This is a genomic window from Brachybacterium vulturis, from assembly GCF_002407185.1.
Taxonomy (GTDB): Bacteria; Actinomycetota; Actinomycetes; order Actinomycetales; family Dermabacteraceae; genus Brachybacterium; species Brachybacterium vulturis.
The window spans coordinates 2,212,148-2,233,011 of the sequence record NZ_CP023563.1; the positions used below are offsets into that span (position 1 = coordinate 2,212,148).

19 protein-coding genes are annotated in these 20,864 nt (G+C 72.4%); 16 read left to right on the forward strand and 3 right to left on the reverse strand.

Annotated elements, in window-relative coordinates; all coding sequences use genetic code 11:
* Nucleotides 1-57: 57 nt before the first annotated feature.
* Nucleotides 58-1,707, reverse strand: coding sequence for an NERD domain-containing protein (locus tag CFK38_RS09935; RefSeq protein WP_096802925.1), 1,650 nt, complete (start codon nucleotides 1,705-1,707; stop codon nucleotides 58-60).
* A 196-nt stretch (nucleotides 1,708-1,903) separates the two neighbouring features.
* Here CFK38_RS09935 and CFK38_RS09940 point away from each other — a divergent pair, with 196 nt between their 5' ends.
* From CFK38_RS09940 to CFK38_RS09980, 10 genes are all read left to right on the forward strand, one after another.
* Nucleotides 1,904-3,169: a hypothetical protein gene (locus tag CFK38_RS09940; protein WP_096802926.1), complete on the forward strand. Its 1,266-nt coding sequence runs from the start codon at nucleotides 1,904-1,906 to the stop codon at nucleotides 3,167-3,169.
* A gap of 209 nt (nucleotides 3,170-3,378) precedes the next feature.
* Nucleotides 3,379-4,065: an NUDIX hydrolase gene (locus CFK38_RS09945; RefSeq protein ID WP_096802927.1), complete on the forward strand. Its 687-nt coding sequence runs from the start codon at nucleotides 3,379-3,381 to the stop codon at nucleotides 4,063-4,065.
* 27 nt (nucleotides 4,066-4,092) lie between these two features.
* Nucleotides 4,093-5,400: a quinolinate synthase NadA gene (nadA, locus tag CFK38_RS09950; protein ID WP_096802928.1), complete on the forward strand. Its 1,308-nt coding sequence runs from the start codon at nucleotides 4,093-4,095 to the stop codon at nucleotides 5,398-5,400.
* Between the two features lie 2 nt (nucleotides 5,401-5,402).
* Nucleotides 5,403-6,995: an L-aspartate oxidase gene (gene nadB, locus CFK38_RS09955; RefSeq protein WP_096802929.1), complete on the forward strand. Its 1,593-nt coding sequence runs from the start codon at nucleotides 5,403-5,405 to the stop codon at nucleotides 6,993-6,995.
* Entirely contained in the window at nucleotides 6,989-7,870 is an 882-nt protein-coding gene (nadC, locus tag CFK38_RS09960) for a carboxylating nicotinate-nucleotide diphosphorylase (protein ID WP_096802930.1), read from the forward strand. The genes nadB and nadC overlap by 7 nt, the downstream gene beginning before the upstream one ends.
* A 9-nt stretch (nucleotides 7,871-7,879) precedes the next feature.
* Entirely contained in the window at nucleotides 7,880-9,013 is a 1,134-nt protein-coding gene (locus tag CFK38_RS09965) for a cysteine desulfurase family protein (RefSeq protein ID WP_096802931.1), read from the forward strand.
* Nucleotides 9,010-9,138 carry a hypothetical protein gene (locus tag CFK38_RS17780; protein ID WP_275542274.1) on the forward strand — a complete coding sequence of 43 codons (129 nt, stop codon included), beginning with the start codon at nucleotides 9,010-9,012 and terminating at the stop codon, nucleotides 9,136-9,138. The genes CFK38_RS09965 and CFK38_RS17780 overlap by 4 nt, the downstream gene beginning before the upstream one ends.
* A 52-nt stretch (nucleotides 9,139-9,190) precedes the next feature.
* Entirely contained in the window at nucleotides 9,191-10,459 is a 1,269-nt protein-coding gene (locus tag CFK38_RS09970) for a hypothetical protein (protein ID WP_096802932.1), read from the forward strand.
* Nucleotides 10,460-10,565: 106 nt separating this feature from the next.
* On the forward strand, nucleotides 10,566-11,396 hold the full coding sequence (locus tag CFK38_RS09975; RefSeq protein ID WP_245850977.1) for an endonuclease/exonuclease/phosphatase family protein: 831 nt from the start codon (nucleotides 10,566-10,568) through the stop codon (nucleotides 11,394-11,396).
* 63 nt (nucleotides 11,397-11,459) lie between these two features.
* Nucleotides 11,460-12,212 (forward strand): ZIP family metal transporter, encoded by a 753-nt coding sequence (locus CFK38_RS09980; protein WP_096802933.1) that lies wholly within the window; start codon nucleotides 11,460-11,462, stop codon nucleotides 12,210-12,212.
* Between the two features lie 25 nt (nucleotides 12,213-12,237).
* On the opposite strand, the gene CFK38_RS09985 is transcribed toward CFK38_RS09980, so the two are convergent.
* Together CFK38_RS09985 and CFK38_RS09990 are read right to left on the reverse strand one after the other, a co-directional pair.
* The gene (locus CFK38_RS09985; RefSeq protein WP_096802934.1) at nucleotides 12,238-12,483 is read right to left on the reverse strand and encodes a hypothetical protein; all 246 of its coding nucleotides are present in this window, start codon (nucleotides 12,481-12,483) and stop codon (nucleotides 12,238-12,240) included.
* A gap of 18 nt (nucleotides 12,484-12,501) precedes the next feature.
* The gene (locus tag CFK38_RS09990; protein ID WP_096802935.1) at nucleotides 12,502-14,055 is read right to left on the reverse strand and encodes a DUF1846 domain-containing protein; all 1,554 of its coding nucleotides are present in this window, start codon (nucleotides 14,053-14,055) and stop codon (nucleotides 12,502-12,504) included.
* 331 nt (nucleotides 14,056-14,386) lie between these two features.
* On the opposite strand from CFK38_RS09990, the gene CFK38_RS17295 reads away from it, so the two are divergent.
* From CFK38_RS17295 to CFK38_RS10020, 6 genes are all read left to right on the forward strand, one after another.
* Nucleotides 14,387-14,542, forward strand: a complete 156-nt coding sequence (locus CFK38_RS17295; protein WP_089063947.1) for a hypothetical protein — start codon at nucleotides 14,387-14,389, stop codon at nucleotides 14,540-14,542.
* A 220-nt stretch (nucleotides 14,543-14,762) separates the two neighbouring features.
* Nucleotides 14,763-15,932, forward strand: a complete 1,170-nt coding sequence (locus tag CFK38_RS10000) for a peroxidase-related enzyme (protein WP_096802936.1) — start codon at nucleotides 14,763-14,765, stop codon at nucleotides 15,930-15,932.
* A 32-nt stretch (nucleotides 15,933-15,964) separates the two neighbouring features.
* Nucleotides 15,965-17,032, forward strand: coding sequence for an ABC transporter substrate-binding protein (locus tag CFK38_RS10005; protein WP_096802937.1), 1,068 nt, complete (start codon nucleotides 15,965-15,967; stop codon nucleotides 17,030-17,032).
* Nucleotides 17,029-18,129, forward strand: coding sequence for a FecCD family ABC transporter permease (locus CFK38_RS10010; RefSeq protein ID WP_096802938.1), 1,101 nt, complete (start codon nucleotides 17,029-17,031; stop codon nucleotides 18,127-18,129). Before CFK38_RS10005 ends, CFK38_RS10010 begins: the two co-directional genes overlap by 4 nt.
* Nucleotides 18,126-18,941, forward strand: coding sequence for an ABC transporter ATP-binding protein (locus tag CFK38_RS10015; RefSeq protein WP_096802939.1), 816 nt, complete (start codon nucleotides 18,126-18,128; stop codon nucleotides 18,939-18,941). The genes CFK38_RS10010 and CFK38_RS10015 overlap by 4 nt, the downstream gene beginning before the upstream one ends.
* Nucleotides 18,938-20,851, forward strand: coding sequence for an FAD/NAD(P)-binding protein (locus CFK38_RS10020; RefSeq protein WP_096802940.1), 1,914 nt, complete (start codon nucleotides 18,938-18,940; stop codon nucleotides 20,849-20,851). The genes CFK38_RS10015 and CFK38_RS10020 overlap by 4 nt, the downstream gene beginning before the upstream one ends.
* The last annotated feature ends 13 nt before the right edge of the window (nucleotides 20,852-20,864 follow it).

Here is a 20,864-nt window from a genome sequence, read left to right on the forward strand (position 1 = left end):
AGGACGCGCCGTCGGTGTCCGCAGGTGTCCACCTGTTGTCATCCGGATCGGGCGCGGTCACCCTCCGCTGATGCGCTCCCACACCACACCGCCACCGGCGTCCCAGATCTCGGCGCCGTCGCCGACCACCACCAGCAGCGATCGTGCGCGGGAGAGGCCCACGTAGAGCAGCTGCGGGGCGCGCTCGGCGGAGCCGAAGCCGTTGACGGCGAGCACCACGACGGGCCGCTCGAGGCCCTTGAAGTTCAGCACGTGCCCGTAGAACACGTCGGTCGCCGCGAAGAACTCGTCCCAGTACCCGTCGTACCCGAAGTGCTCGATGCGCTCCTTCTGCTCGGGGTGGCGGCTGCGGGTGGTGAGCAGGGCGATGTCCCCGGGTGCCCAGCCCTCGTCCATGAGCGTCTCGACCACGTCGTCGGCGGCGGCGACCGCCTCCGGGGCCGTGCTCGCGACGTACCGCACCGGGGTGCCCTTCTCCATCCGGGCGTTCTGCTCGAGGGGAGTGAGCGGCGCGAAGGTCCGAGCGATGGTCCGGGTGCTGCGCAGGTTGTCGTCCAGCGGGAACGGGTTCAGGGTGATCGGGGCGCGGCCCTCGCGGTCGAACACCGTCTGATGCTCGTCGGTGAACACGAACAGCACTCCCCGCTCGGGATCGCGCAGGCAGGGCTGCAGAGCGTCCCACCAGATGTCCGCGAAATCCTGTGCCTCGTCCACCACGATCGCGTCGAACAGCTCGCTCGGGTCCTGGACGGCGGCGAGCTCGGCGAGGCGGCGCGGCAGGTGCTCCTCGTAGTAGGTCACGGCGGTGCCACCGAAGTCCGCCTCGGTCCCGGCACCCCACAGCACCGGCAGGTCGTGGAACAGTCCCACGTAGGCGGGCCGCTCCTCGACGGGCCAGGTCGAGGTCAGCAGCTGGAAATGGCGGGCGAGGCCGCGGGAATAGCACAGCAGCGCGGTACGGGCGCCCCGACGGGTCAGGTTCCGGGCCTTGATCATCGCCAGGTGCGTCTTGCCGGAACCGGCGCCACCGATGATCTGCGCCCGGTCCTGGAAGCGCAGCAGGGCCATCGCCCGCTCCTGCTCGCGGGTCAGAGCATTGCCCTCGTCCGCGATCTCCCGGGCCAGCAGCTGATGGTTCTCGATCGCGCGATGGGTGCGCCGCAGGAGCTTCACCGCGTAGGCGCACTGCAGGGCGTCCAGCGGTGCGTACCCGAGACGGGTCTGCGCGTTCAGGGCGTGCACGATCCTGTCGGTCAGATGCGGCAGGTCGGTCGAGTCCAGCGTGATCGCCCGAGGGGCCTCCGGCGGGTCCCACGTCTCCGGGAGCTCGGTATAGGGCAGCACCACCAGGTGCACGGCGCGGCCGATGGGCGTCGAGGCAGCGTTGTTGAGGTAGGCGATCAGGTGGTGCTTCGCCGTCTGCGCCTGCGCGATCGGGGACTTCTTCAGCTCGCGCTCGCCGGAACGGTCGGCCTGGTACCAGCGGCCCTCACGCAGGGACACCCGCCCGCCCTTGACCTCGATCACCGCCATCCCGATCCCCGGCCACAGCACCAGCAGGTCCGCCTCGACATCCGCGCCGTCCCGGGTGACGCGCTGGCCGGCGATCAGCACTGCGTCCTCCGGCAGCTGGGCGCTCAGGTGCTCCCAGACAGTCTGCTCGGCCGCGGAGGCGAAGCCGGGGGAGTCGGGGTGGGTGATCGGCATGACGGCTCCTTGCGCTTCGCCTCATCGCTGGTGATGCCAGGGTATCGAGTCGTCCCGGCAGGGGGAGCAGTGGTGGTGCAGGCACCCGGGCACCGGTGGGCTCGCCGGATCGTCAGCGGTCCCGGATGGCCTAGGGTGACGTCATGCGCTGCGACCGCCCGGCACCCGGTGCCCTCCGGGCAGCTCCGGGACGGCGATGAGCCCGCACACCGCGAGGTTCTTCCTGTCCCTGCCCCCGGTGCGGGGATTCTTCGCCGTGCTGTTCCTGATCCTGGTCACCGCCGTGCCCTTCGTCGACAGCGAGCTGGGGCTCGCGGCACGGATCGGGACCGTCGTGGTCGTGCTGCTGCTCGGCCTCGTCATCTGGGCGGCCACCCTGTCCGGTTTCGTGCGCGATGTGCGCGAGCCGCGGCCGCTGCATGATGCGGTGGTGGTCGCGCACCGGCCGCGACGGCTGGCACGGGTGCTGTCCTGGACCGCGCTGGGGGTGGTGATCCTCGCCGGACTGACCTTCGTCCCGCTGGCAGCGACCGAGGTGAACGACGTCGCCCTCGTCCTCTGCACGCTCTCCTTCGGAGTGTCCCTGCCGGTCGCCTCGCTGCTGCCGCGGCTCAGCCGCTGGTACGCCGACGGCGCCGGGCTGGTGGCGGTCTCCCCCGATGGGCTCCGGCTCGTCCCTGATCGCGGTGACCAGCACAGGACCATCCCGTGGCCGCAGCTCGGAACGGTCCTGCCGTCGTCGTCGGCCGCTCAGTCGCTGCCGACAGCATTGGCCGAGGATCTCGGCGGTCGCGTGCGTTGGCGACCGGGTGCGTGTGCGGCCGTCGCACGCTGGGCCGACGAGGGCTTCGACCCGACCGCCGAGGAGATGCGCGCCCTCCACCTCGAGCCCCGGTGGTCCTCCGACCCGTCGACGGTGACGTCCTCCCGGGGGGACCGCTGGGGACTGATCGCCTTCCAGAGCTGGGCGACGCTCGCATGCGCGCTCTTGGCCGGAGCGCTGATCTGGGCGGTCGTGGTGGACGAGGCGTCGTGGTGGATCCTGCTCGTGCTCGGCTGGGCGCCGCTGCTCGGCGTCGCGATCCTCGCCCCGCGCCTGCTGCGCACCCTGCGCACCGACGGCAAGGGCCCGGCGGAGGTGAGCCCGGCAGGATGGGTCGATCATCTGCACGGCCAGGGGCTGGTGGCCTGGGAGGACATCGAGTCGATCGAGGTGCGGGATCAGCACACCCTGGTGACCCTCCGCGCGGACGCGCCTCCTCTCATCGATCGCGACCTCGGCAACCGGATGAACCATCGCCTCGAGAGGCTGCAGGGCCGCTCGCCCGTGCAGCTGCGCAGCGCCGGTCCGCTGTTCCGCGCGATCGGTCCGCGCCGGCTGGAGTATCCCCCGGAGTCCGGGGCCTTCGCCCTGGTCCTCGAGGTGGAGAAGCAGGGGCGGGCCCTCGTGCTGCGGAACTGAGGTCGACGGCAGCCTTCATCGGGGCGGCCTCATCGGCGCGCCCACCGAGTAAGCAGGGGGCGCAGGGCGCCTCTCGGGCGAGGAGTTAGTGTCACCGGAGCGGTGACCCCGCTCACATCGCGCAGGCGCAGCCCGCCCTTCTGGTCGAGAGGAAACTAACCTCCTCGTCACGAGTAAAGGTCCCCGTGACCTTAACAGGAGGTGTTGTGATGGATGGCTCGCTCTCCCTGGCGGTCTCGACCGTCATCTTCGCCCTGCGCCCCCACCCCAGGACCCGCCTGCCGGTGCTCTGGGTGCCCCTGGTGCGCCGTATCCGACAGCCGCACCAGGGACGATGGGCGCTGCCCGGGGGACCGCTCGGCGCGGAGGAGGGACTGGCGACCTCGGCCGCCCGGACGCTGCAGGAGACCACCCGGCTGAGCCCGCGATACCTCGAGCAGCTCTACGCCTTCGGCGGGACGGACCGGGCGCCGACCACGGCCGAGCGCACCGTCTCGGTCGTCTACTGGGCGCTGGTGCGGCCGGAGGAGGCCGATGCCGGCGCCGTCGGGGTGAACGTCCAGTGGTTCGTCGCCGACGAGCTGCCCGAGCTCGCCTTCGACCATTCGCTGATCGTCGAGTACGCGCTGTGGCGACTGCGCAACAAGGTCGAGTACTCCCGCATCGCCGCCGCCTTCCTCGGCGAGAGCTTCACCCTCGCCGAGCTGCGCGGGGTCCATGAAGCGGTGCTCCAGCGCTCCCTCGAACCCTCGAACTTCCGCCGACAGATCGAGACCTCGGGACGGCTCGTGGCCACCGACGCCTATCGCACCGGAGGCCGGCACCGTCCCGCTCGTCTGTACCGGCACGATCGCTCGATCCAGCTGTCCGACAACGGCCCGCTCACCGAACGCTGACCTCAGCCCCGACCCTCAGGAGATCCCATGACCAGCGCCTCCGTCGACCTGACCCTGCGCGACCTCAGCACCCGCGGCGCCGCGGACGCCGGCTGCTCGACCCGCCTGCTGGACGCCCCCTGGGACGTCGATGCGACCGATCCCGGCTACGGCCCCGGCGCCTCGATGGCGGACCCGATCCCCGCCGGCGCCCCGGCCCAGGGCGAGATCCCCCAGGAGTATCGCGACGCGAGCGCCGAGGAGCTGGACCGCAGGATCCTCGCCGCGAAGGCCGCGCTCGGGGACCGCGCACTCGTGCTGGGCCACTACTACCAGCGCGACGAGGTCATCCGGTATGCCGACTACGTGGGCGACTCCTTCCAGCTCGCCACCGCCGCGAAGGCCCGCACCGAGGCGGAGGCGATCATCTTCTGCGGCGTGCACTTCATGGCCGAGACCGCAGACCTGCTCTCCGGTCCCGAGCAGGCCGTGATCCTGCCCAACCTGGCGGCGGGCTGCTCGATGGCGGACATGGCCGATATCGACCAGGTCGAGGAGGCCTGGGAGCAGCTGATGGAGGTCTACGGCGGCGAGAGCGAGGACGCCGACGGGCTGATGCCGATCATCCCGGTCACGTACATGAACTCCTCGGCCGCGCTCAAGGGGTTCGTGGGCCGGCACGGGGGCATCGTGTGCACCTCCTCCAATGCGACCACCGTCCTTCACTGGGCCTTCGCGCGGGGCCGACGGGTGCTCTTCTTCCCCGACCAGCATCTCGGGCGCAACACCGCCAAGGCGATGGGCATCGGGCTGGAGCAGATGCCGATGTGGAACCCGCGCCGACCGCTGGGCGGCAACGACGCCCAGGGCCTGCTGGAGGCGAAGGTGGTGCTGTGGCACGGCTTCTGCTCCGTGCACAAGCGCTTCACCACCGCCCAGATCGACAAGGCCCGCGCCGAGCACCCCGGCGTGCGCGTGATCGTGCACCCCGAGTGCCCCATGCCCGTGGTCGACGCGGCCGACGAGTCCGGCTCGACCGACGTCATCCGCCGCGCGATCGAGGGGGCCGAGGAGCCGACGACCTTCGCGATCGGCACCGAGATCAACCTGGTCCAGCGCCTCGCCGCGGCGCACCCGCAGCACACGATCTTCTGCCTCGACCCGGTGGTGTGCCCCTGCTCGACCATGTACCGCATCCACCCCGGCTACCTGGCCTGGGTGCTCGAGTCCCTGCTGGCCGGCGAGGTCGTCAACCGCATCACCGTGGGCCAGGACGTCGCCGAGCCCGCTCGGCTCGCCCTGGAACGGATGCTCAGCGCGAAGCCCGCCCCGGCCCGCACCACCACGGAGCGCTGAGCATGACCGGACGCGAGGTACGCGGCGCCGGCGCGCAGGTGCTGGTGGTCGGCTCCGGCATCGCGGGGCTGACGGCCGCGCTGCGCGCCTCCCGCACCGCCCACGTGATGCTGGTGACCAAGGGCGCGCTCGGCGACGGCGCCACGGCCTGCGCGCAGGGCGGGATCGCCGGCGCGGTGGGCCCCGGGGACACCCCCGCCCAGCACGCCCGGGATACGAGCGAGGCCGGGGCCGGGCTCTGCGCGGCGGAGGCGGTGCGGGTGCTCTGCCAGGAGGGGCCGGAGGCGATCGACGAGCTCATCGGCCACGGAGTCCGCTTCGACCGGGAGGCGAGCACTGCCGGCTCGGGGGCGGGCGCCTCGCCGTACGCGCTGGGGCTGGAGGGTGCCCACGGCCGTGCGCGCATCCTCCACGCCGGCGGCGATGCGACCGGGCGCGCCATCCAGGAGGCGCTGGTGCGGGCAGTGGCGCGTGAGGCGTGCTCGGTCGCCGGGCCCGGGAGCCTCGTCGTGCGAGAGCACACGACCCTGGTGGATCTGCTGCTCGAGACCGGCCGGGTCGTCGGGGCCGAGCTGCTCGGGGCCGACGGGACCCGGCTCGTGCACCGCGCCGCGGTGGCCGTCCTGGCCACCGGCGGTGCCGGTCAGCTCTTCGCCCACACCACGAACCCCGCCGTCGCCACCGGGGACGGGATCGCCGCCGCCTGGCGGGCAGGAGCCGAGCTCGAGGACCTGGAGTTCTTCCAGTTCCACCCCACCGCGCTCGCCGGTCCGGGCAGCTTCCTGATCTCGGAGGCGGTGCGCGGCGAGGGCGCGACGCTGCGTGATGAGCGGGGCCAGCGCTTCCTGCCCGCCCTCGACCCGCGCGCCGAGCTCGCACCGCGCGACGTCGTCGCCCGCGCCATCGCCCGGGTGATGCGGGCACAGGCCGGTCGCCCGGTGCTGCTGGACGCCACCGCGATCGGGGGAGCGCGGCTGCGGCGGCGCTTTCCGAGCATCGACGCCGAGCTGCGTGCGCGCGGGATCGACTGGGCCCGCGCACCGGTGCCCGTCACCCCCGCCGCCCACTACTGGATGGGTGGGATCCGCACCGCCCTGGACGGCACGACCTCGCTTCCCGGTCTCCTCGCAGCCGGAGAGTGCGCCCGCACCGGGGTGCACGGAGCGAACCGGCTGGCCTCGAACTCCCTGCTCGAGGGTGCCGTGTTCGGTGCCCGGGCGGGGGACGCCGCGGCAGCCGTCGCCCGGACCGGAACGAGGCCGGTCACCGCGCCGCACCCCGGCCGCGTCCGCGCTGTCTCCCCGTCCCGCACCGCCGGCGCCGGCTGGACCCGCGGCGACCTGCAGCAGCTGATGTGGCGCCGCGCCGGGCTGCTGCGCACCGGCGCCGAGCTGGACGAGGCCGCCGACGCCCTCGCCTCCTGGCAGGCAGACGATCCTGCCGAGCTCTCCACCGTCGCCGCGCTCGAGGACCGCAACCTCCTCGACCTCGCCCGCCTGCTCGTGGCCCGGGCCAGAGCACGCCCCGACTCCCTCGGTGCCCATCACCGCCTCGACACCCCCGCCATCCCCGTCCAGGAGGACCACGCATGCTGACCACCACCGCCCCTGCCCCCACGCTCCCGGCAGCCCGGATCGAGGCCGTGGTCTCCGCCGCGCTGGTCGAGGACGCGCCCTGGGGAGACCTCACCGGCGAGGTGTTCCTGCCCGCCGAGGCTGTGGCCACCGCCGAGCTCACCGCCCGCGAACCGGGCGTGCTCTCGGGGATCGAGGTGTTCGCCGCCGCCTTCCGCCTCACCGACCCCGCCGTGCAGGTCCGCGCGCACAGGGCCGACGGCGACCGCTTCACCGCCGGCCAGGTGCTGGCGACCGTGACCGGCCCGGCCCGCGCCGTGGTCCAGGCCGAGCGGGTGGCCCTGAACCTGCTGCAGCGGATGACCGGCATCGCGACCCTCACCCGTCGTGTCGTCGACGCGGTCGAGGGAACCGGCGCCGCCATCACCGACACCCGCAAGACCACCCCGGGCCTGCGCGCCCTGGAGCGCCATGCCGTGCGCTGCGGCGGCGGGGTCAACCACCGCTTCTCCCTCTCCGACGCCGTGATGGCCAAGGACAACCACCTCGCCGTGCTCCGGCAGCAGGGTCTGGACCTCACCGCGGCGATCCGACAGGCACGCTCCCGACTCGGCCACACCACCACGCTCGAGGTGGAGGTGGACCGCATCGAGCAGATCGAGCCCGTGCTGGCCGGCGGCGTCGACGTGATCATGCTCGACAACTTCGCGCTGCCGGACCTCGCCCGCGGCGTGGAGATCATCGCCGGGCGCGCGATCGTCGAGGCGAGCGGCACCGTGACCCTGGAGACGGTCGCCGACATCGCCCGCACCGGGGTGGATGTCATCTCCTCCGGCGCCCTCACCCATAGCGCCCGACACCTGGACCTCGGCCTCGACATGACCGTCACCGCCTGAGCGCCGCTGATGATCTACCTCGACACCGCCGCCACCGCCCCCGTCCGCCGGGAGGTGCTCGAAGCCGCCTGGCCCTATCTCACCGGCACCTTCGGCAACCCCTCCAGCCATCACCCGGTGGGGGAGGCGGCGGCCGCCGGGCTCGAGGACGCCCGGGCCCGTGCCGCCGCCGTGCTCGGCGTGCGCCGCAGCGACATCGTCTTCACCGCCGGCGGCACCGAGGCGGCGAATCTCGCGATCAAGGGGCTCGCACTCGCCGCCCCGCGCGGGAAGCATCTGGTCACCGCTGGCACCGAGCATGAGGCGGTGCTGGCGAGCATCGACTTCCTGCACCGCGTCCATGGCTTCGACGTGACGTACCTCGAGGTGGCGCCCGATGGTGCCGTGAGCCCCGAGACGCTGCGGGACGCACTGCGGGAGGACACGACCCTGGTCTCCCTGGCCCTGGCCAACAACGAGATCGGCACCGTCCACGACATCCCTGCGCTCGCCGAGGTCGCTCACGCCTCCGGCGCCCTCCTGCACACCGACGCCGTGCAGGCCGCCGGCCGGCTCGAGCTGCGGGGCCTCGGTGCGGACGCTCTGACGCTGTCGGGTCACAAGCTCGGCGCGCCGAAGGGGAGCGGCCTGGCGATGATCCGCGGCAGGCTCCCCGTGGAGCCGCTCGTCCACGGCGGCGGGCAGGAGCGGGGCCGACGCTCCGGCACCGAGAACGTCGCCTTCGCCGTCGCGCTCGCGACCGCCCTAGAACTGGCTGAGGCGGAACGGGACGAGGCGGCGGCGCGGCTGCTGCCGCTGCGGGATCTCCTGGTCCGCCGCGTGCTGGCCGCGCGGGACGGCGTGCGGCTGACCGGAGCGGAGATCGACCGGCCCGGGACGCGCCTGCCCGGCCATGCCTCCTTCTGCGTCCCCGGCCGCAGCGGGGAGTCGATCGTGCTGGACCTCGCCGAGCAGGGCGTGATCTCCTCCAGCGGCTCGGCCTGCGCCGCCGGCAGCGACGAGCCCTCCCACGTGCTCATGGCGCTGGGGATCCCGCGCGAGATCGCGCAGACCGCCGTGCGCTTCACGCTCGGTGCGAGGACCACCGCCGCCGAGGTCGAGGAGGCCGCGACGGTGATCGACGAGGTCCTCGCCCGAGGGTGAGCGTCCTGATCGACGCCGACGCGGGATCCGCCGAGCGCGTCATCCGCGGGGTGGACCGCCCCCGCATGACTCCCGGCCGAGGTGCGCGCTCGGCGGCGGACGGCGGGCCCGGGCCGCTGCAGTGACCTTTCGTCGATGGACCCCACCTGCCGCTCTGCGGTCGATTCGGAGCGTGTGATGAATGCGAGCATGGCGCAGCGTCTGATGCAGATGCCGCCGGTGAGGGCCGGGTTCTCCCTGGGAGCACTGGGCCTGATCGGCACCATCACGACGCACCCCGAGATGGACGACCTGGCGCTCACACTGGTCATCATCGTGGTGATCGTCCTCTTCGCCGCGCTCCCCTGGGTGTGGACCCTCGACGGTTTCCTGCGTGATCTGCGCCCGCCCCGTCGCCCGGACGGTGCCGTGCTGATCGCGTGGCGGCCCCGGCGCGCGGCCGTGGCGCTGTCCTGGGTCGGCCTGGTCGCTGCGGTGCTGGGGACGGTGGGCTTCGGGGCCCTCCTCGGCGTCGAGCACTCCGCTCGGTTCGTCGCGATCTCCGGTGTCGCGGCCGCGGTGGGCGTCATCGTCGCCACCGTGCTGCCCCGCCTGAGCCGGGCGTGGTCCACGAGCCAGGGCACGGTGGCCATCTGCCCCGGCGGGCTGATCGTCACCGGGCACGGCGGCAGGGGCAGCAGTCAGGTGCTCCTCGAGGACCTGCGTCGTGTGAGGCTGGACCGGGAGGTCGACCGCTCCCTGCCGGCGGGGGCGGGGAACGGGCTCGGTCCGGGGGTGCGCTGGCGACCCGGGGCCCAGGAGGCGATCGGGCGATGGTCGACCGAGGGCTTCTCGCCGACGTTCGAGGAGACCAGACGCTTCGGCTTGGAGCCCGCATGGTCGCCGGATCCGCGGGTCGACGCCACCCCGCTGCTCGCGCGTCTCCGGCAGTCGGTCTTCTACGCCTGGGGCAGCGTGCTGCTGGCCGGCTTCGGAGGCATCTTCGTCTGGGGCATCGCGACGGGGGAGGCGCCCTGGTGGCTGGTGGTGCTCTTCGGCTGGATGCCGGTGGTGGGGCTGGCCGTCTTCCTTCCGAGGATCTTCACCTCCCTGCGGTCGGCACAGCCGTTCGCGGGCGCGACGGAGCTGGGGTGGTTCGACATCCTCCACCGCAGGCGCCTGATCCCGTGGGAGCAGATCGACCGGATCGAGGTCCACGCCCGGGTGGTCACCGTGGTCCTGCTCCCGCGCGCGCCGAGAGTCCTGAACTTCGACCGCGACCGGGGGGACCGCCCCGGCCGGCGCCGGCCCGCGTGGAGTGCGAGCGTGCGGACCTCGATCCGCGTCAGCCGGCCGGCCGGCACCGACGAGCTGACCTATCCGCCGTCGACGGACACGGTCTCTCTGGCGACGTGGGCCGAACGCCACGGCTGCGCGCAGGTCACATGGAAGGAGGAGGTGCGATGACGCCCGGCCCGCCACGACAGTCCCCGTCGGCCCTCCGGGCTACGGTGGTGCCGGTGACGATCGAAGGCGACCGGCGTGGCACGCCGGACTCTCTGGAAGGACGGCTGTGACGACACCTCCCGCTCTGACTCCCACGACACCCGAGCAGCTGCACGTGATGAGCATGAACATCCGCTGCGACCGCTCCGGGGACGGCAGCACCCGCCCGGGCGACCCCGACCACTGGCCGGAGCGCCGCCCGCTGCTCGTCGAGCTGCTGGCCCGGGAGCGCCCCGCGCTGCTGGGAGTCCAGGAGGCGCTGCACGGACAGCTCTCCGCGCTGGAGGAGGCGCTGCCCGGCCATCGCCGTCTCGGGTACGGCCGAGAGGGCGGCAGCCACGGCGAGCACGCCGTGATCCTCTACGATCCCGGACGCTTCGAGGTGATCGCCTGGGACCAGTCCTGGCTCTCGGACACACCGGAGGTGATCGGCTCGGTCACCTGGGGGCACACCGTCACCCGGATCGTGGTCCGCGCGGACCTCCGCGACCGGGTCACCGGCCGGGAGCTGACCGTCCTGAACACCCACCTCGATCACGAGTCCGAGACCGCTAGAGAGCGCGCCGCCCACCTCCTGGCCGACCTGGTCGCGAACACCTCCCGCCCCACGATCCTCACCGGCGACTTCAACGCCGCCGCGCGAGACTCCAGCGCCTACTCCACCCTCGTCACCGACGGGCCGATGCGGGACAGCTGGGACTCCGCCCGTGAACGCCTCACCCCCGCCTGGGGCACCTTCACCGATTACCTCCCGCCGATCGAGCAGGGCGAGCGCATCGACTGGATCCTCACCACCCCGGACCTCATCGCGCTGCAGGCCGCGATCACCACTGCCGGCGCGGACTCCCGTGCCCACTCCGACCACGCCGCCGTGCAGGCGCTGCTCGAGCTGCGCTGAACCCCCGCGCGAGCGGGGGCTAGAGTCGTCACCACATCGCAGCGTCGAGGTCGAGGAGACGAGATGGAACCCTGGCTGCTCGCCCTGCTGGCCGGACTGGTCGCCGGTGGTGCCCTGCTGCTGGGCAGCGCGATCGGCTGGTTCGTGAAGGTCCCCGCCGCAGTCGTCGCCGCCATCATGGCCTTCGGGGCCGGAGTGCTGATCTCCGCCCTCACCCTCGAGCTGGTCTCGGACGCCATGGACCAGGGAGGGCTGGTCTCCACGGCGGGCGGATTCCTCGCGGGGGCCGTCATCTATGTGGGGCTGAACATTCTGCTGGCCCGCCGCGGAGCCCGCCACCGCAAGCGCTCCGGCGATCTGCAGACCTCCGAGGAGGAGCAGAGCGGCAGCGGGGGAGCGATCGCCATCGGCGCCCTGCTGGACGGGGTCCCCGAATCCATGGTGCTCGGGCTCAGCGTGCTCGTCGGTCCCGGGCTGAGCGTGCCGATGTTCGCCGCCGTGTTCATCTCCAACCTCCCCGAAGGGCTCTCCAGCAGCGCCGGCTGGAAGAGCGCCGGTCGCAGTCGGCGGTACGTGTTCGGGATCTGGGGTGCGATCGCCCTGGCCTCAGGGCTCGCCTCGCTCGCCGGCTTCGTGCTGCTCGACGGCGCGGCCCCGGCGACCCTCGCGGTGGTCAACGCCCTGGCCGCAGGCGCGATCCTCGCCATGATCACCGACACCATGATCCCCGAGGCGTTCGCGAAGGACTCCCTGTACACGGGGCTGCTGGCGACCCTCGGCTTCCTCGCCGCACTGACCCTGCACGCGATGGGGTGAGAGTCGGCCGGGGCCGCAGCGACGTCTACTCGCCGTCGGTGCCCTCGCCCTGCTCCACGTACTCCGTGGTCTCCGTCGGCTGGACCACCTCGTCGTCATCGTCGCCGAGGTCGCCGCCGCCGTCCGAGACCTCCACCGGCGGTGACGTCGTGGTGGTCTCCGCCTCGGTGGTCGGGGTCGTGGTCTCCTCCTCAGGAGTCTCCTCCGGCCCGCAGGCGGAGAGGCCGAGCAGCAGCAGCGGGACGGCGAGAGCGATGAGCGGGCGACGCATGACGGACCTCCGGGTCTCTCAGCGCTTGTGGTAGAGCGCTTTGTGCAGGAACCGCGGCTCGGAGGTCACGGAGATCCCCAAGTTGCGGAAGATGTCCTCGTCGACGGTGCCGAGGATCGTGGTGGTGTGCACATCGCAGCCGGCGAGGTTGCGCAGCTGCTCCACGGCCTGCCGGGCATTCTCGTCGCTCGAGGCGGAGACCGACAGGGCGATCAGCACCTCATCGGTGTGCAGGCGCGGGTTGCGGGAGCCCAGGTGCTCGGTCTTCAGAGTCTGGATCGGCTCGATCGAGGAGGGGGAGAGCAGCTGCACGGAATCCTCGAGACCGGCGAGGTGCTTCAGGGCGTTCAGCAGCATCGCCGCCGAGCAGCCCAGCAGCGCCGAGGTCTTCCCGGAGATCAGTGTGCCGTCTCCCAGCTGCATCGCCGCCCCCGGCTCCCCGGTGCGGGCCTCGATCGCGAGGGAGGGCTGCACCACGGCGCGGTCGGTCGGTGCGCAGCCCGCCTTGGACATCACCATCCCGATCCGCTGCGAGACGACGTCGTCCTCGTCATTGATCCGCTCGTGCATGAGCGCCTTGTAGTAGCGGCGGATGATCTCCTGCCGGGAGGCCTCCCGGCACACCTCGTCGTCGACGATGCAGTCCCCGGCCAGGTTCACGCCCATGTCGGTGGGGGAGGCGTAGGGCGAGGTCCCGGTGAGGCGCTCCAGCAGCGTGCGCAGCAGCGGGAAGACCTCCACATCGCGGTTGTAGCTCGTGACCTGCTGCCCGTACGCCGCCAGATGGAACGGGTCGATGAGGTTGAGGTCGTCCAGGTCCGCGGTCGCGGACTCGTAGGCGAGGTTCACCGGATGCTCGAGCGGCAGGTTCCAGATCGGGAAGGTCTCGAACTTCGCGTACCCGGAGGAGATCCCGCGCTGATGGTCGTGATAGATCTGCGAGAGGCAGGTGGCGAGCTTGCCCGAGCCCGGGCCCGGCGCGGTCACCACGATCAGGTCGCGCGTGGTGTGGGTGTACTCGTTCGCGCCGAAGCCCTGCTCGGAGACGATCCGGTCGGTGTCCTGGGGATATCCGGGGATCACGGTGTGCCGCGCCACGGTCAGGCCCAGCCGCTGCAGCCGCTCGATGAAGGCGTGCGCGACATGGTTGGCGGGCTCCAACTGGGTGACCACCACGTTCTCCACCAGGAAGTCGTGCTCGCGGAACACGTCGATCAGCCGCAGCACGTCGTCCTCGTAGGGGATGCCCAGATCTGCGCGGACCTTCTGGCGCTGCAGGTCCTTGGCGTTCAGGCACACCAGGATCTCCAGCTCGTCCTTGAGCCGGTGCAGCATCGCGATCTTGTTGTCCGGGGTGAAGCCGGGCAGCACGCGGGAGGCATGGTGGTCGTCGAAGAGCTTCCCGCCCATCTCCAGGTACAGCTTCCCCCCGATCTCCTCACGACGGTGCTGGATGTGGCGGGACTGGAGCTCGATGTACTGCTCGCGATCGAAGCCGATCGTGCCACCGCTCCGAGCCTCCTGGGCGGTGGAGGCGGACGATGCTGGGGAGCGGGAATCCGAGTCGGTCACTCCGGCACGCTAGCACCGACGACGCGCCCAGGCGGGCGTTCGCGGTGACCGGCGGGCCGGCGCGGGAAGGACCGCACGGTAGCCCAGCCCTGGACGCCTCCTTCCCACTCGGCGGAACCCCTGGTCACGGCCATGTCGGGGAGGACTGTGCGAGGGCAGGGCGCGCCGTGGTGCGCATCGTTCTGAGCAGATGCTCAGGTATCGTGGAGGGTCTTCCCGGTCGGCGCTGCGTCACGGGTACCGCGGGTCCCAGTTCCCGTCTCCGCGCAGCGGTGACCACCTAGGTGCCCAGGACCCCCTGCGGCGCGAGCTCTGCTTAGCGAGGTTCTCCATGATCATTCTCGGTGTCATTCTGCTGATCGTCGGCGCGCTGACCGACCTCTCCTTCCTCTACGCCCTCGGCGGGCTCCTCGTCGTGATCGGCATCGTCCTGACGGTGCTGGGCTTCCTCGGCCGCGCCGTCGGGGGACGCAAGACCTGGTTCTGACGGCTCCGGTCGCGCCGCCGAGGTGAGTGCAGGCCGCTGAGGCGGCTCGGCAGCCGAGGCGTGGCCGCGGTGTCACCGCGTGCAGAGGCCCGTGGACCGCTGCGATGACGAGAGGGATCGTCGTCGCGGGGGACCACGGGCCTCTCCTCGTGCGCGGACGTGAGCGTCCACACTCTGTCACAAAGCCAATGGATGCTTTGGTAGGCCCTAAGGTCTACGTATGACTTCTCTGGTTGCTCCCCCTGACTCCCAGCTGCTCCTGGATGCACTCCTCACCGAGTCCCCCGAGGGCCGCGCCGCCCTCGAGGTGCTCCGCCCCGAGGTGCTGGCCCACACTCGCGCGGCCTACGACGCGCTCTACCGGGAGCCGCAGGTGCTGTCGCTGCCCGTGCTGCATGCGCTGGCCGCGGTCACCGCGGACTGGCAGGGCAGCGGACCGCTCGCCGCCTGGCACCGGGCCCAGGGCGCCTCCGAGGCGCTGACCGCCGCCGACCCGCTGACCGGGGACCCGGGCCTGGCAGCCCTGCGGGATCACGTGGACCTGCTCTCGCTCTCCCCGGCGCTGGTCACGCCCGCCGATCAGGAGCGTCTCACCGCAGCCGGGCACGGTCCCCGCACCGCGGTGCTCATCAGCCAGCTCGTCGCCTTCGAGAGCTACCTCCAACGCCTGGTCACGGGCCTCGCCGCACTCCACGACCTCGATCTGCCGCCGGCCGATGCCCCGGTCCGCGCTCCGCGCACCCGCGACCGCGCCGCACAGCACGGCGGCACCACCCCGAGCGGAGGCACCCGCCCGTCGGCCTTCACCCGCGAGCAGCTGCAGTGGGAACCCTGGATCGAGGTGCCCGCCGAGGACGCACTCACCCCCGAGCAGCGGGACTCCTTCGCCTCCAAGGCGAGCACCCGCAGCGTCTACTTCCGGATGCTCTCGCTCACGCCCGGCATCACCAGGGCTCGCAGCGAGCTCGACAACGCGATCTTCCTGCCACGAGACGGCCTGCCCAAGGCCGAGCGGGAGCTCGCCGCCGCCGTGACCAGCAAGGTCAACGACTGCATCTACTGCGCCTCCGTCCACGCCCGCAAGGCCGCCGCCTTCGCCGAGCGCGAGGGCCAGGTGGATGCGCTGCTGGCCGCCGTCCTCGAGCGCGATGCCGACTGGATCGCTGCGGATCTCGCGCCGCTGGCCGCCGGAGCGGACGCACGCTGGTCCGCGATCGTCACCGCTGCCGCCGAGCTCTCGCGTCCCCGCCCGTCGACCGTACCGATCTCGCCGCTGCGTGCGCTGGGCATCCCCGACCCCGAGATCGCCGACCTGCTGTGCGCCGCCGCCTTCTTCGCCTGGGCGAACCGACTGATGCTCAGCCTCGGCGACCCGATCGACCCCTCCTGACCTGCTCCGTCCCTTCTGTCCCGAGGATTCCCATGACCTTCGCACCCCGCCGCCGCACCGTGCTCGGCGCCGCCCTCGCCACCCTGCCCGTCCTGGGTCTCGCCGCCTGCGGCGAGGTCACGGTCGCGGGCCAGGCCGAGGCGGCCCAGCAGCTGACGATCATCGACGACCAGGACCGCGAGGTGATCCTGCCCGGCCCCGCCCAGCAGGCCGTCGTCCTGAACAGCTACACCAACGAGTTCCTGCGCGCCATCGGCGCCGCCGACCGCGTCGTCGGCGTGGACCGGGCCTCGCTGGACCGCCTGCCCTACCTCGATCTCGGCGAGGACCAGATCATCGCCGAGGGCCTGGACCAGCTGAACTACGAGGCGATCGCCGGGCTCGAGCCCGACGTCGTGGTCATGCCGCGCAACGCCGTCTGGCAGGAGGCCGCGGAGCAGCTCGAGGCCTTCGGCATCCCGCTGATCGTCGCCACTGCCTGGGACACCGACGTCGTGGACGAGACCCTCACCCTGCTGGGCCAGGTGTTCGGCCTCGAGGAGAGCACACGGACGGTGCTCGACTTCAAGGCCGAGATCTCCGGGATCCTCCAGGACCGCCTCGCGGACGTCGAGCCGGTCCCGGTCTACCTCGAGACCGTCGAGCCGTACCTCACCACCCTGCCCGGCTCCGGCTTCCACGCGATGATCCTCGCCGCCGGCGGCGCGAACGTCTTCGACGATGCCGCCGGAGGCGACGCCCAGGAGGAGCTGACCGTCGATCCCGCCGAGGTGGTGCTGCGCGATCCGCAGTTCGTGTTCCACGAGTTCGAGCCCTCCGCGGAGCCCGTCGACCGCTTCGACGCCCTGCGCGCGGACATCGCCGCCCGGCCCGGCTGGGACGGCATGACAGCACTGGACCAGGGGAACGTCGCGATCGCGAACGGCTGGGCCACCAGTGCGCTCGGCAAGTCCATCGGCGCCCTCTACCTCGGTTCCTGGCTGCATCCCGCGCAGATGGACGGTGTGGATCCCGACGCGTACCTCACCCGCTGGGTCACCGAGTTCCAGGACACCGCGCTGTCCGACCCGGCCGACTACATCCGGGGGCCCGGCGCATGAGCACCACCCTCGACCGTCCCGCCCCCGCGCCCGAGGCAGCTGAGACCGGCGGCGCCCGGACCGCGCGCCGCCGCGGTACGCGCAAGCTGCTCATCCTCGCCGCCGGAACGGTCCTCTCCGCGGTCTCCCTGGTGGCGGCGGTGACCATCGGCACCGCCGGCGTGGGCATGGGCGACGTGCTCCACTCGCTGCGGGTGAGCCTGCTGGGCGGCACCATCAGCGCCGATTTCGCCTCCACCTATGCGGTGATCACCCAGCTGCGGCTGCCGCGCGTGCTGCTGGCCTTCACCGCCGGCGCCGCGCTGTCCGTCTCCGGCGTGCTCATGCAGGGCCTGCTGCGCAACCCCCTGGTCAGCCCGTTCACCCTCGGCGTCTCCCCGGCCGCCGCCTTCGGCGCCGCACTGGTGATCACCCTGGCCGGCACCCAGCAGCTGCCCGCCTGGGCCACCATCGTCGGAGCCATGGTCATGGCGCTCGTGGTCTCGGCCGTGGTGCTCGGCATCGCCACCGCGCGCCGCATGGCGGTGGCCACCCTGCTGCTGCTCGGCATCGCGATGACCCAGATCTTCGAGGCCCTCACCTCCGCGCTCCAGTTCACCGCCAACGAGAACACCCTGCAGGCGATCATCCGCTGGACCTTCGGCTCGGTGAACGACGCGCTGTGGTCCGATGTGATGATCGTCGGGATCCTCACCGTCATCGCGATCCCGCTGACGCTGCTGTTCTCCAAGGACCTCAATGCCATCGCCTTCGCCGGTGACGACGCCGCCCGCAGCTTCGGCGTCAACGTGGGCCCGGTGCGGGTCGGTCTGATCGCCCTCGCCGTCGGCCTCGCCGCGGTGGTGGTCTCCTTCTGCGGGATCATCGGGTTCGTCGGCCTCGTCGGCCCCCACATCGCACGCCTCGCGATCGGTGCCGATCACCGCCATCTGCTGCCCTTCGCGGCGTTCTCCGGTGGCCTGCTGCTGCTGGTCGCCGACGCGGTGGGCCGCACCGTCATCGCCCCTGCGGTGGTGCCCGTCGGCATCGTGGTCGCCTTCATCGGCGGCCCCGTGTTCATCTCCCTGATCCTGACCCGAAGGAACACCCTCACGTGAGCCTCACCGTCGACAGCCTCTCCTTCTCCTACGGGACCACGCGGATCCTCGACGAGGTCTCCTTCGAGGTCGCCCCCGGCGCGTTCTGCGCGCTGCTGGGTCCCAACGGTTCCGGCAAATCCACCCTCGTCAAGGCGATCGCCGGCGTGCACCGCGCCCGGACGGGCACCGTCACCGTCGAGGGCCGCGCGACCGCGCGGCTGGGCCGCCGCGAGCTCGCGAAGGTCGTCGGCTATGTGCCACAGGCCGGGGACGCCCCCTTCGACCTCACCGTGCGCGAGGCCGTGATGCTGGGCCGCACCCCGCACTTCGGTCTCACGCCCCGCGCCCGGGACCGCGCAGAGGTCGAGGACGCGATCGTGCGGATGGGCCTGGTGGAGATCGCCGAGCAGTCCCTGTCCGAGCTCTCCGGCGGGCAGCAGCAGCGCGCGCTGATCGCCCGGGCCCTCGCTCAGGACACCCGGGTGCTGCTGCTGGACGAGCCCACCTCCGCCCTCGACCTGCGCTACCAGATCGAGACCCTGCAGCTGGTCCGCCAGATCACCCGCGAGGAGGGCATCAGCGCGCTCATCGCCATCCATGACCTGAACCATGCCGCCCGCTACTGCGACCAGGTGATCGTGCTGCACGGCGGCCATCTCGTCGCCGACGGCACCCCGACCGAGGCGCTGCGGGCCGAGACGCTGCGCGGCGTCTACGAGGTCGATGTCGAGGTCGCCGCCCGGGAGGGCGCGGTCGAGGTGCGACCTCGCGTGGACGAGGCCGGCTTCACCCGCACCGGCAGCCGGCTCGAGGAGCTGGTGACCACATGAGCGGAGTGGATCATCCGGAGACTGCGCACGTCGACGCCGTCATCGTCGGCGGCGGCCCGCGCGGCGTGGCCACCGTGCTGCGCACCGCCGCCCGCGCCGCCGCGGCGGGCGGCGGGCCGGTGCGACTGGCGATCATCGACGCCCTCGCCGTCGGCCCCGGCGCGACCTGGCTCATCGACCAGCCCGCCCAGTACCTCAACAACACCCAGGCCGACGCCACCACCGTCCACCCCGACGACTCCACCCCGATGAGCGGTCCCGCCGCACCGGGCCCGGATCTGGTGGACTGGGCCCGACGGGTCCGCGCCGACGGCGGCCACCCGGCGGGGCAGTGGGTGCTCGAGGAGGCCGCGGCACTGACCGGCGCCACCTTCCCCACCCGTCGCCTGCAGGGCGTGTACTTCCGTGACCAGCTCGATGCCGCGATCGCGAGCGGCATCGTCGAGGTCACCGAGATCGTGGCCCGCGCCGTCGACCTCGACCGGGACGGAGAGGACACCGCGGTGGTCCTCGAGGACGGGCGCCGGCTCGCCGCTCCCACGGTGGTGCTCGCCCAGGGCATGGTCCAGTCCGAGCCGGACGCCGAGGTCGCCGCGCTGACGGCGTTCGCCGAGCGGTGCTCCCTGCGCTATGCCGCCCCCGGCATGCCCGCTGAACGGGAGTACACCGGACTGCCGGCGGGGGAGACCGTGCTGGTGCGCGGGCTGGGCGCGAACTTCTTCGATGTCATCGGGCAGCTGGTCGTCGACTGGGGCGGCACTCTCGAGGCGGTGGCGGGAGACCCGCGCGGGCGCCTGCGCTATCTGCCCAGCGGCCGCGAGCCGCATCTCGTGGTCGGCTCCCGCCGTGGCATCCCGTACCGCTCCAAGCCCGAGGGCGGCCGCTCGGTGCGCCCCTTCGCCCCGGTCTGGGCGAGCGATGCCTGGTTCGACGCACTCGAGCAGCGCACCGACGTGGACTTCGCCGGCGAGGTGTGGCCGGTGCTCGCCCGCGAGTTCGCCCGCGTCCATCTCGAGGCCCTCGCCGAGCTGGCGCCGTCCGCGGTGCACGGCGACTGGCTCCTCGGGCTCGACGCCGCGGCCACGGTCGCCGACGTCGACACCGTGCTCGCGCAGGCGATCACCGACCCGCGCTGGCGCTGGACGCTCCAGGAGCTGCACCGCCCCACTCACGGCCGTCCCGTCTCCGCGCAGGACTGGTCGCGCCTGGTGCGGCGACTGATCGCCGACGAGCTGGGCTCGCTCGCCGATCCCTGGCACCATCCCCGCGCCGCCGTCAACGGCGCGATGGGAGCGCTGCGTCGACGCGTCGGACGGCTGACCGGGCGCGGCGCCTTCACAGGAGCGTCCCTCGCCCGCGATGTCCTGGGCTGGTTCGACGGCGACTCCCTGGCGCTCGCCTCCGGACCGCCCGCCGAGCGGGTCCGGCTGGTCCTGGCGCTCATCGAGGCCGGGATCATCGAGCTGATCGGCCCCGAGATGAGCATCGAGGCCGACGGGAGGACCGGGCTCTTCCGCGCCGCCTCGCCGCTGACCGGGCGTGTGGCGACCTCCGCCGTGCTGCTGGAGACCCGCATGTCCAAGGGGAGGATCCCCCGCACCAGCGACCCGCTGCTGCGCGCCCTGCTGGCCACCGGCCGGGCCCGCATCCACACCGTCGACGGCGTGCCCACCCACTCCCTGGAGGCCACCCGTGCCGAGCACTCCGAGCAGGCGGTCGGCGGTCACAACCTCATCGCGGCCGACGGCACCGTGAACGGCTCCGTGGTGGTGCTCGGCATCCCTGCGGCCTCCACCCAGCCCGGCTCCGCGATCGGCGCCGCCCCGGGGGTGCCCTCGCCGCTGCTGGCCGGCGCGGACGTCGCCGCGAGACAGATCCTGGCGCGGGTGCGGGCGACCGTCAGGGTCTGAGCCCCGGCGCGAC

Coding starts and splice junctions, on each gene's coding strand:
- nadB (WP_096802929.1), top strand. CDS start 5,403: ATGACCGGACGCGAGGTACGCGGCGCCGGCGCGCAGGTGCTGGTGGTC.
- CFK38_RS09945 (WP_096802927.1), top strand. CDS start 3,379: ATGGATGGCTCGCTCTCCCTGGCGGTCTCGACCGTCATCTTCGCCCTG.
- CFK38_RS09940 (WP_096802926.1), top strand. CDS start 1,904: ATGAGCCCGCACACCGCGAGGTTCTTCCTGTCCCTGCCCCCGGTGCGG.
- CFK38_RS09980 (WP_096802933.1), top strand. CDS start 11,460: ATGGAACCCTGGCTGCTCGCCCTGCTGGCCGGACTGGTCGCCGGTGGT.
- CFK38_RS10005 (WP_096802937.1), top strand. CDS start 15,965: ATGACCTTCGCACCCCGCCGCCGCACCGTGCTCGGCGCCGCCCTCGCC.
- nadC (WP_096802930.1), top strand. CDS start 6,989: ATGCTGACCACCACCGCCCCTGCCCCCACGCTCCCGGCAGCCCGGATC.
- CFK38_RS09935 (WP_096802925.1), bottom strand. CDS start 1,707: ATGCCGATCACCCACCCCGACTCCCCCGGCTTCGCCTCCGCGGCCGAG.
- nadA (WP_096802928.1), top strand. CDS start 4,093: ATGACCAGCGCCTCCGTCGACCTGACCCTGCGCGACCTCAGCACCCGC.
- CFK38_RS10020 (WP_096802940.1), top strand. CDS start 18,938: ATGAGCGGAGTGGATCATCCGGAGACTGCGCACGTCGACGCCGTCATC.
- CFK38_RS10010 (WP_096802938.1), top strand. CDS start 17,029: ATGAGCACCACCCTCGACCGTCCCGCCCCCGCGCCCGAGGCAGCTGAG.
- CFK38_RS09970 (WP_096802932.1), top strand. CDS start 9,191: ATGAATGCGAGCATGGCGCAGCGTCTGATGCAGATGCCGCCGGTGAGG.
- CFK38_RS09965 (WP_096802931.1), top strand. CDS start 7,880: ATGATCTACCTCGACACCGCCGCCACCGCCCCCGTCCGCCGGGAGGTG.
- CFK38_RS10000 (WP_096802936.1), top strand. CDS start 14,763: ATGACTTCTCTGGTTGCTCCCCCTGACTCCCAGCTGCTCCTGGATGCA.
- CFK38_RS09985 (WP_096802934.1), bottom strand. CDS start 12,483: ATGCGTCGCCCGCTCATCGCTCTCGCCGTCCCGCTGCTGCTGCTCGGC.
- CFK38_RS17295 (WP_089063947.1), top strand. CDS start 14,387: ATGATCATTCTCGGTGTCATTCTGCTGATCGTCGGCGCGCTGACCGAC.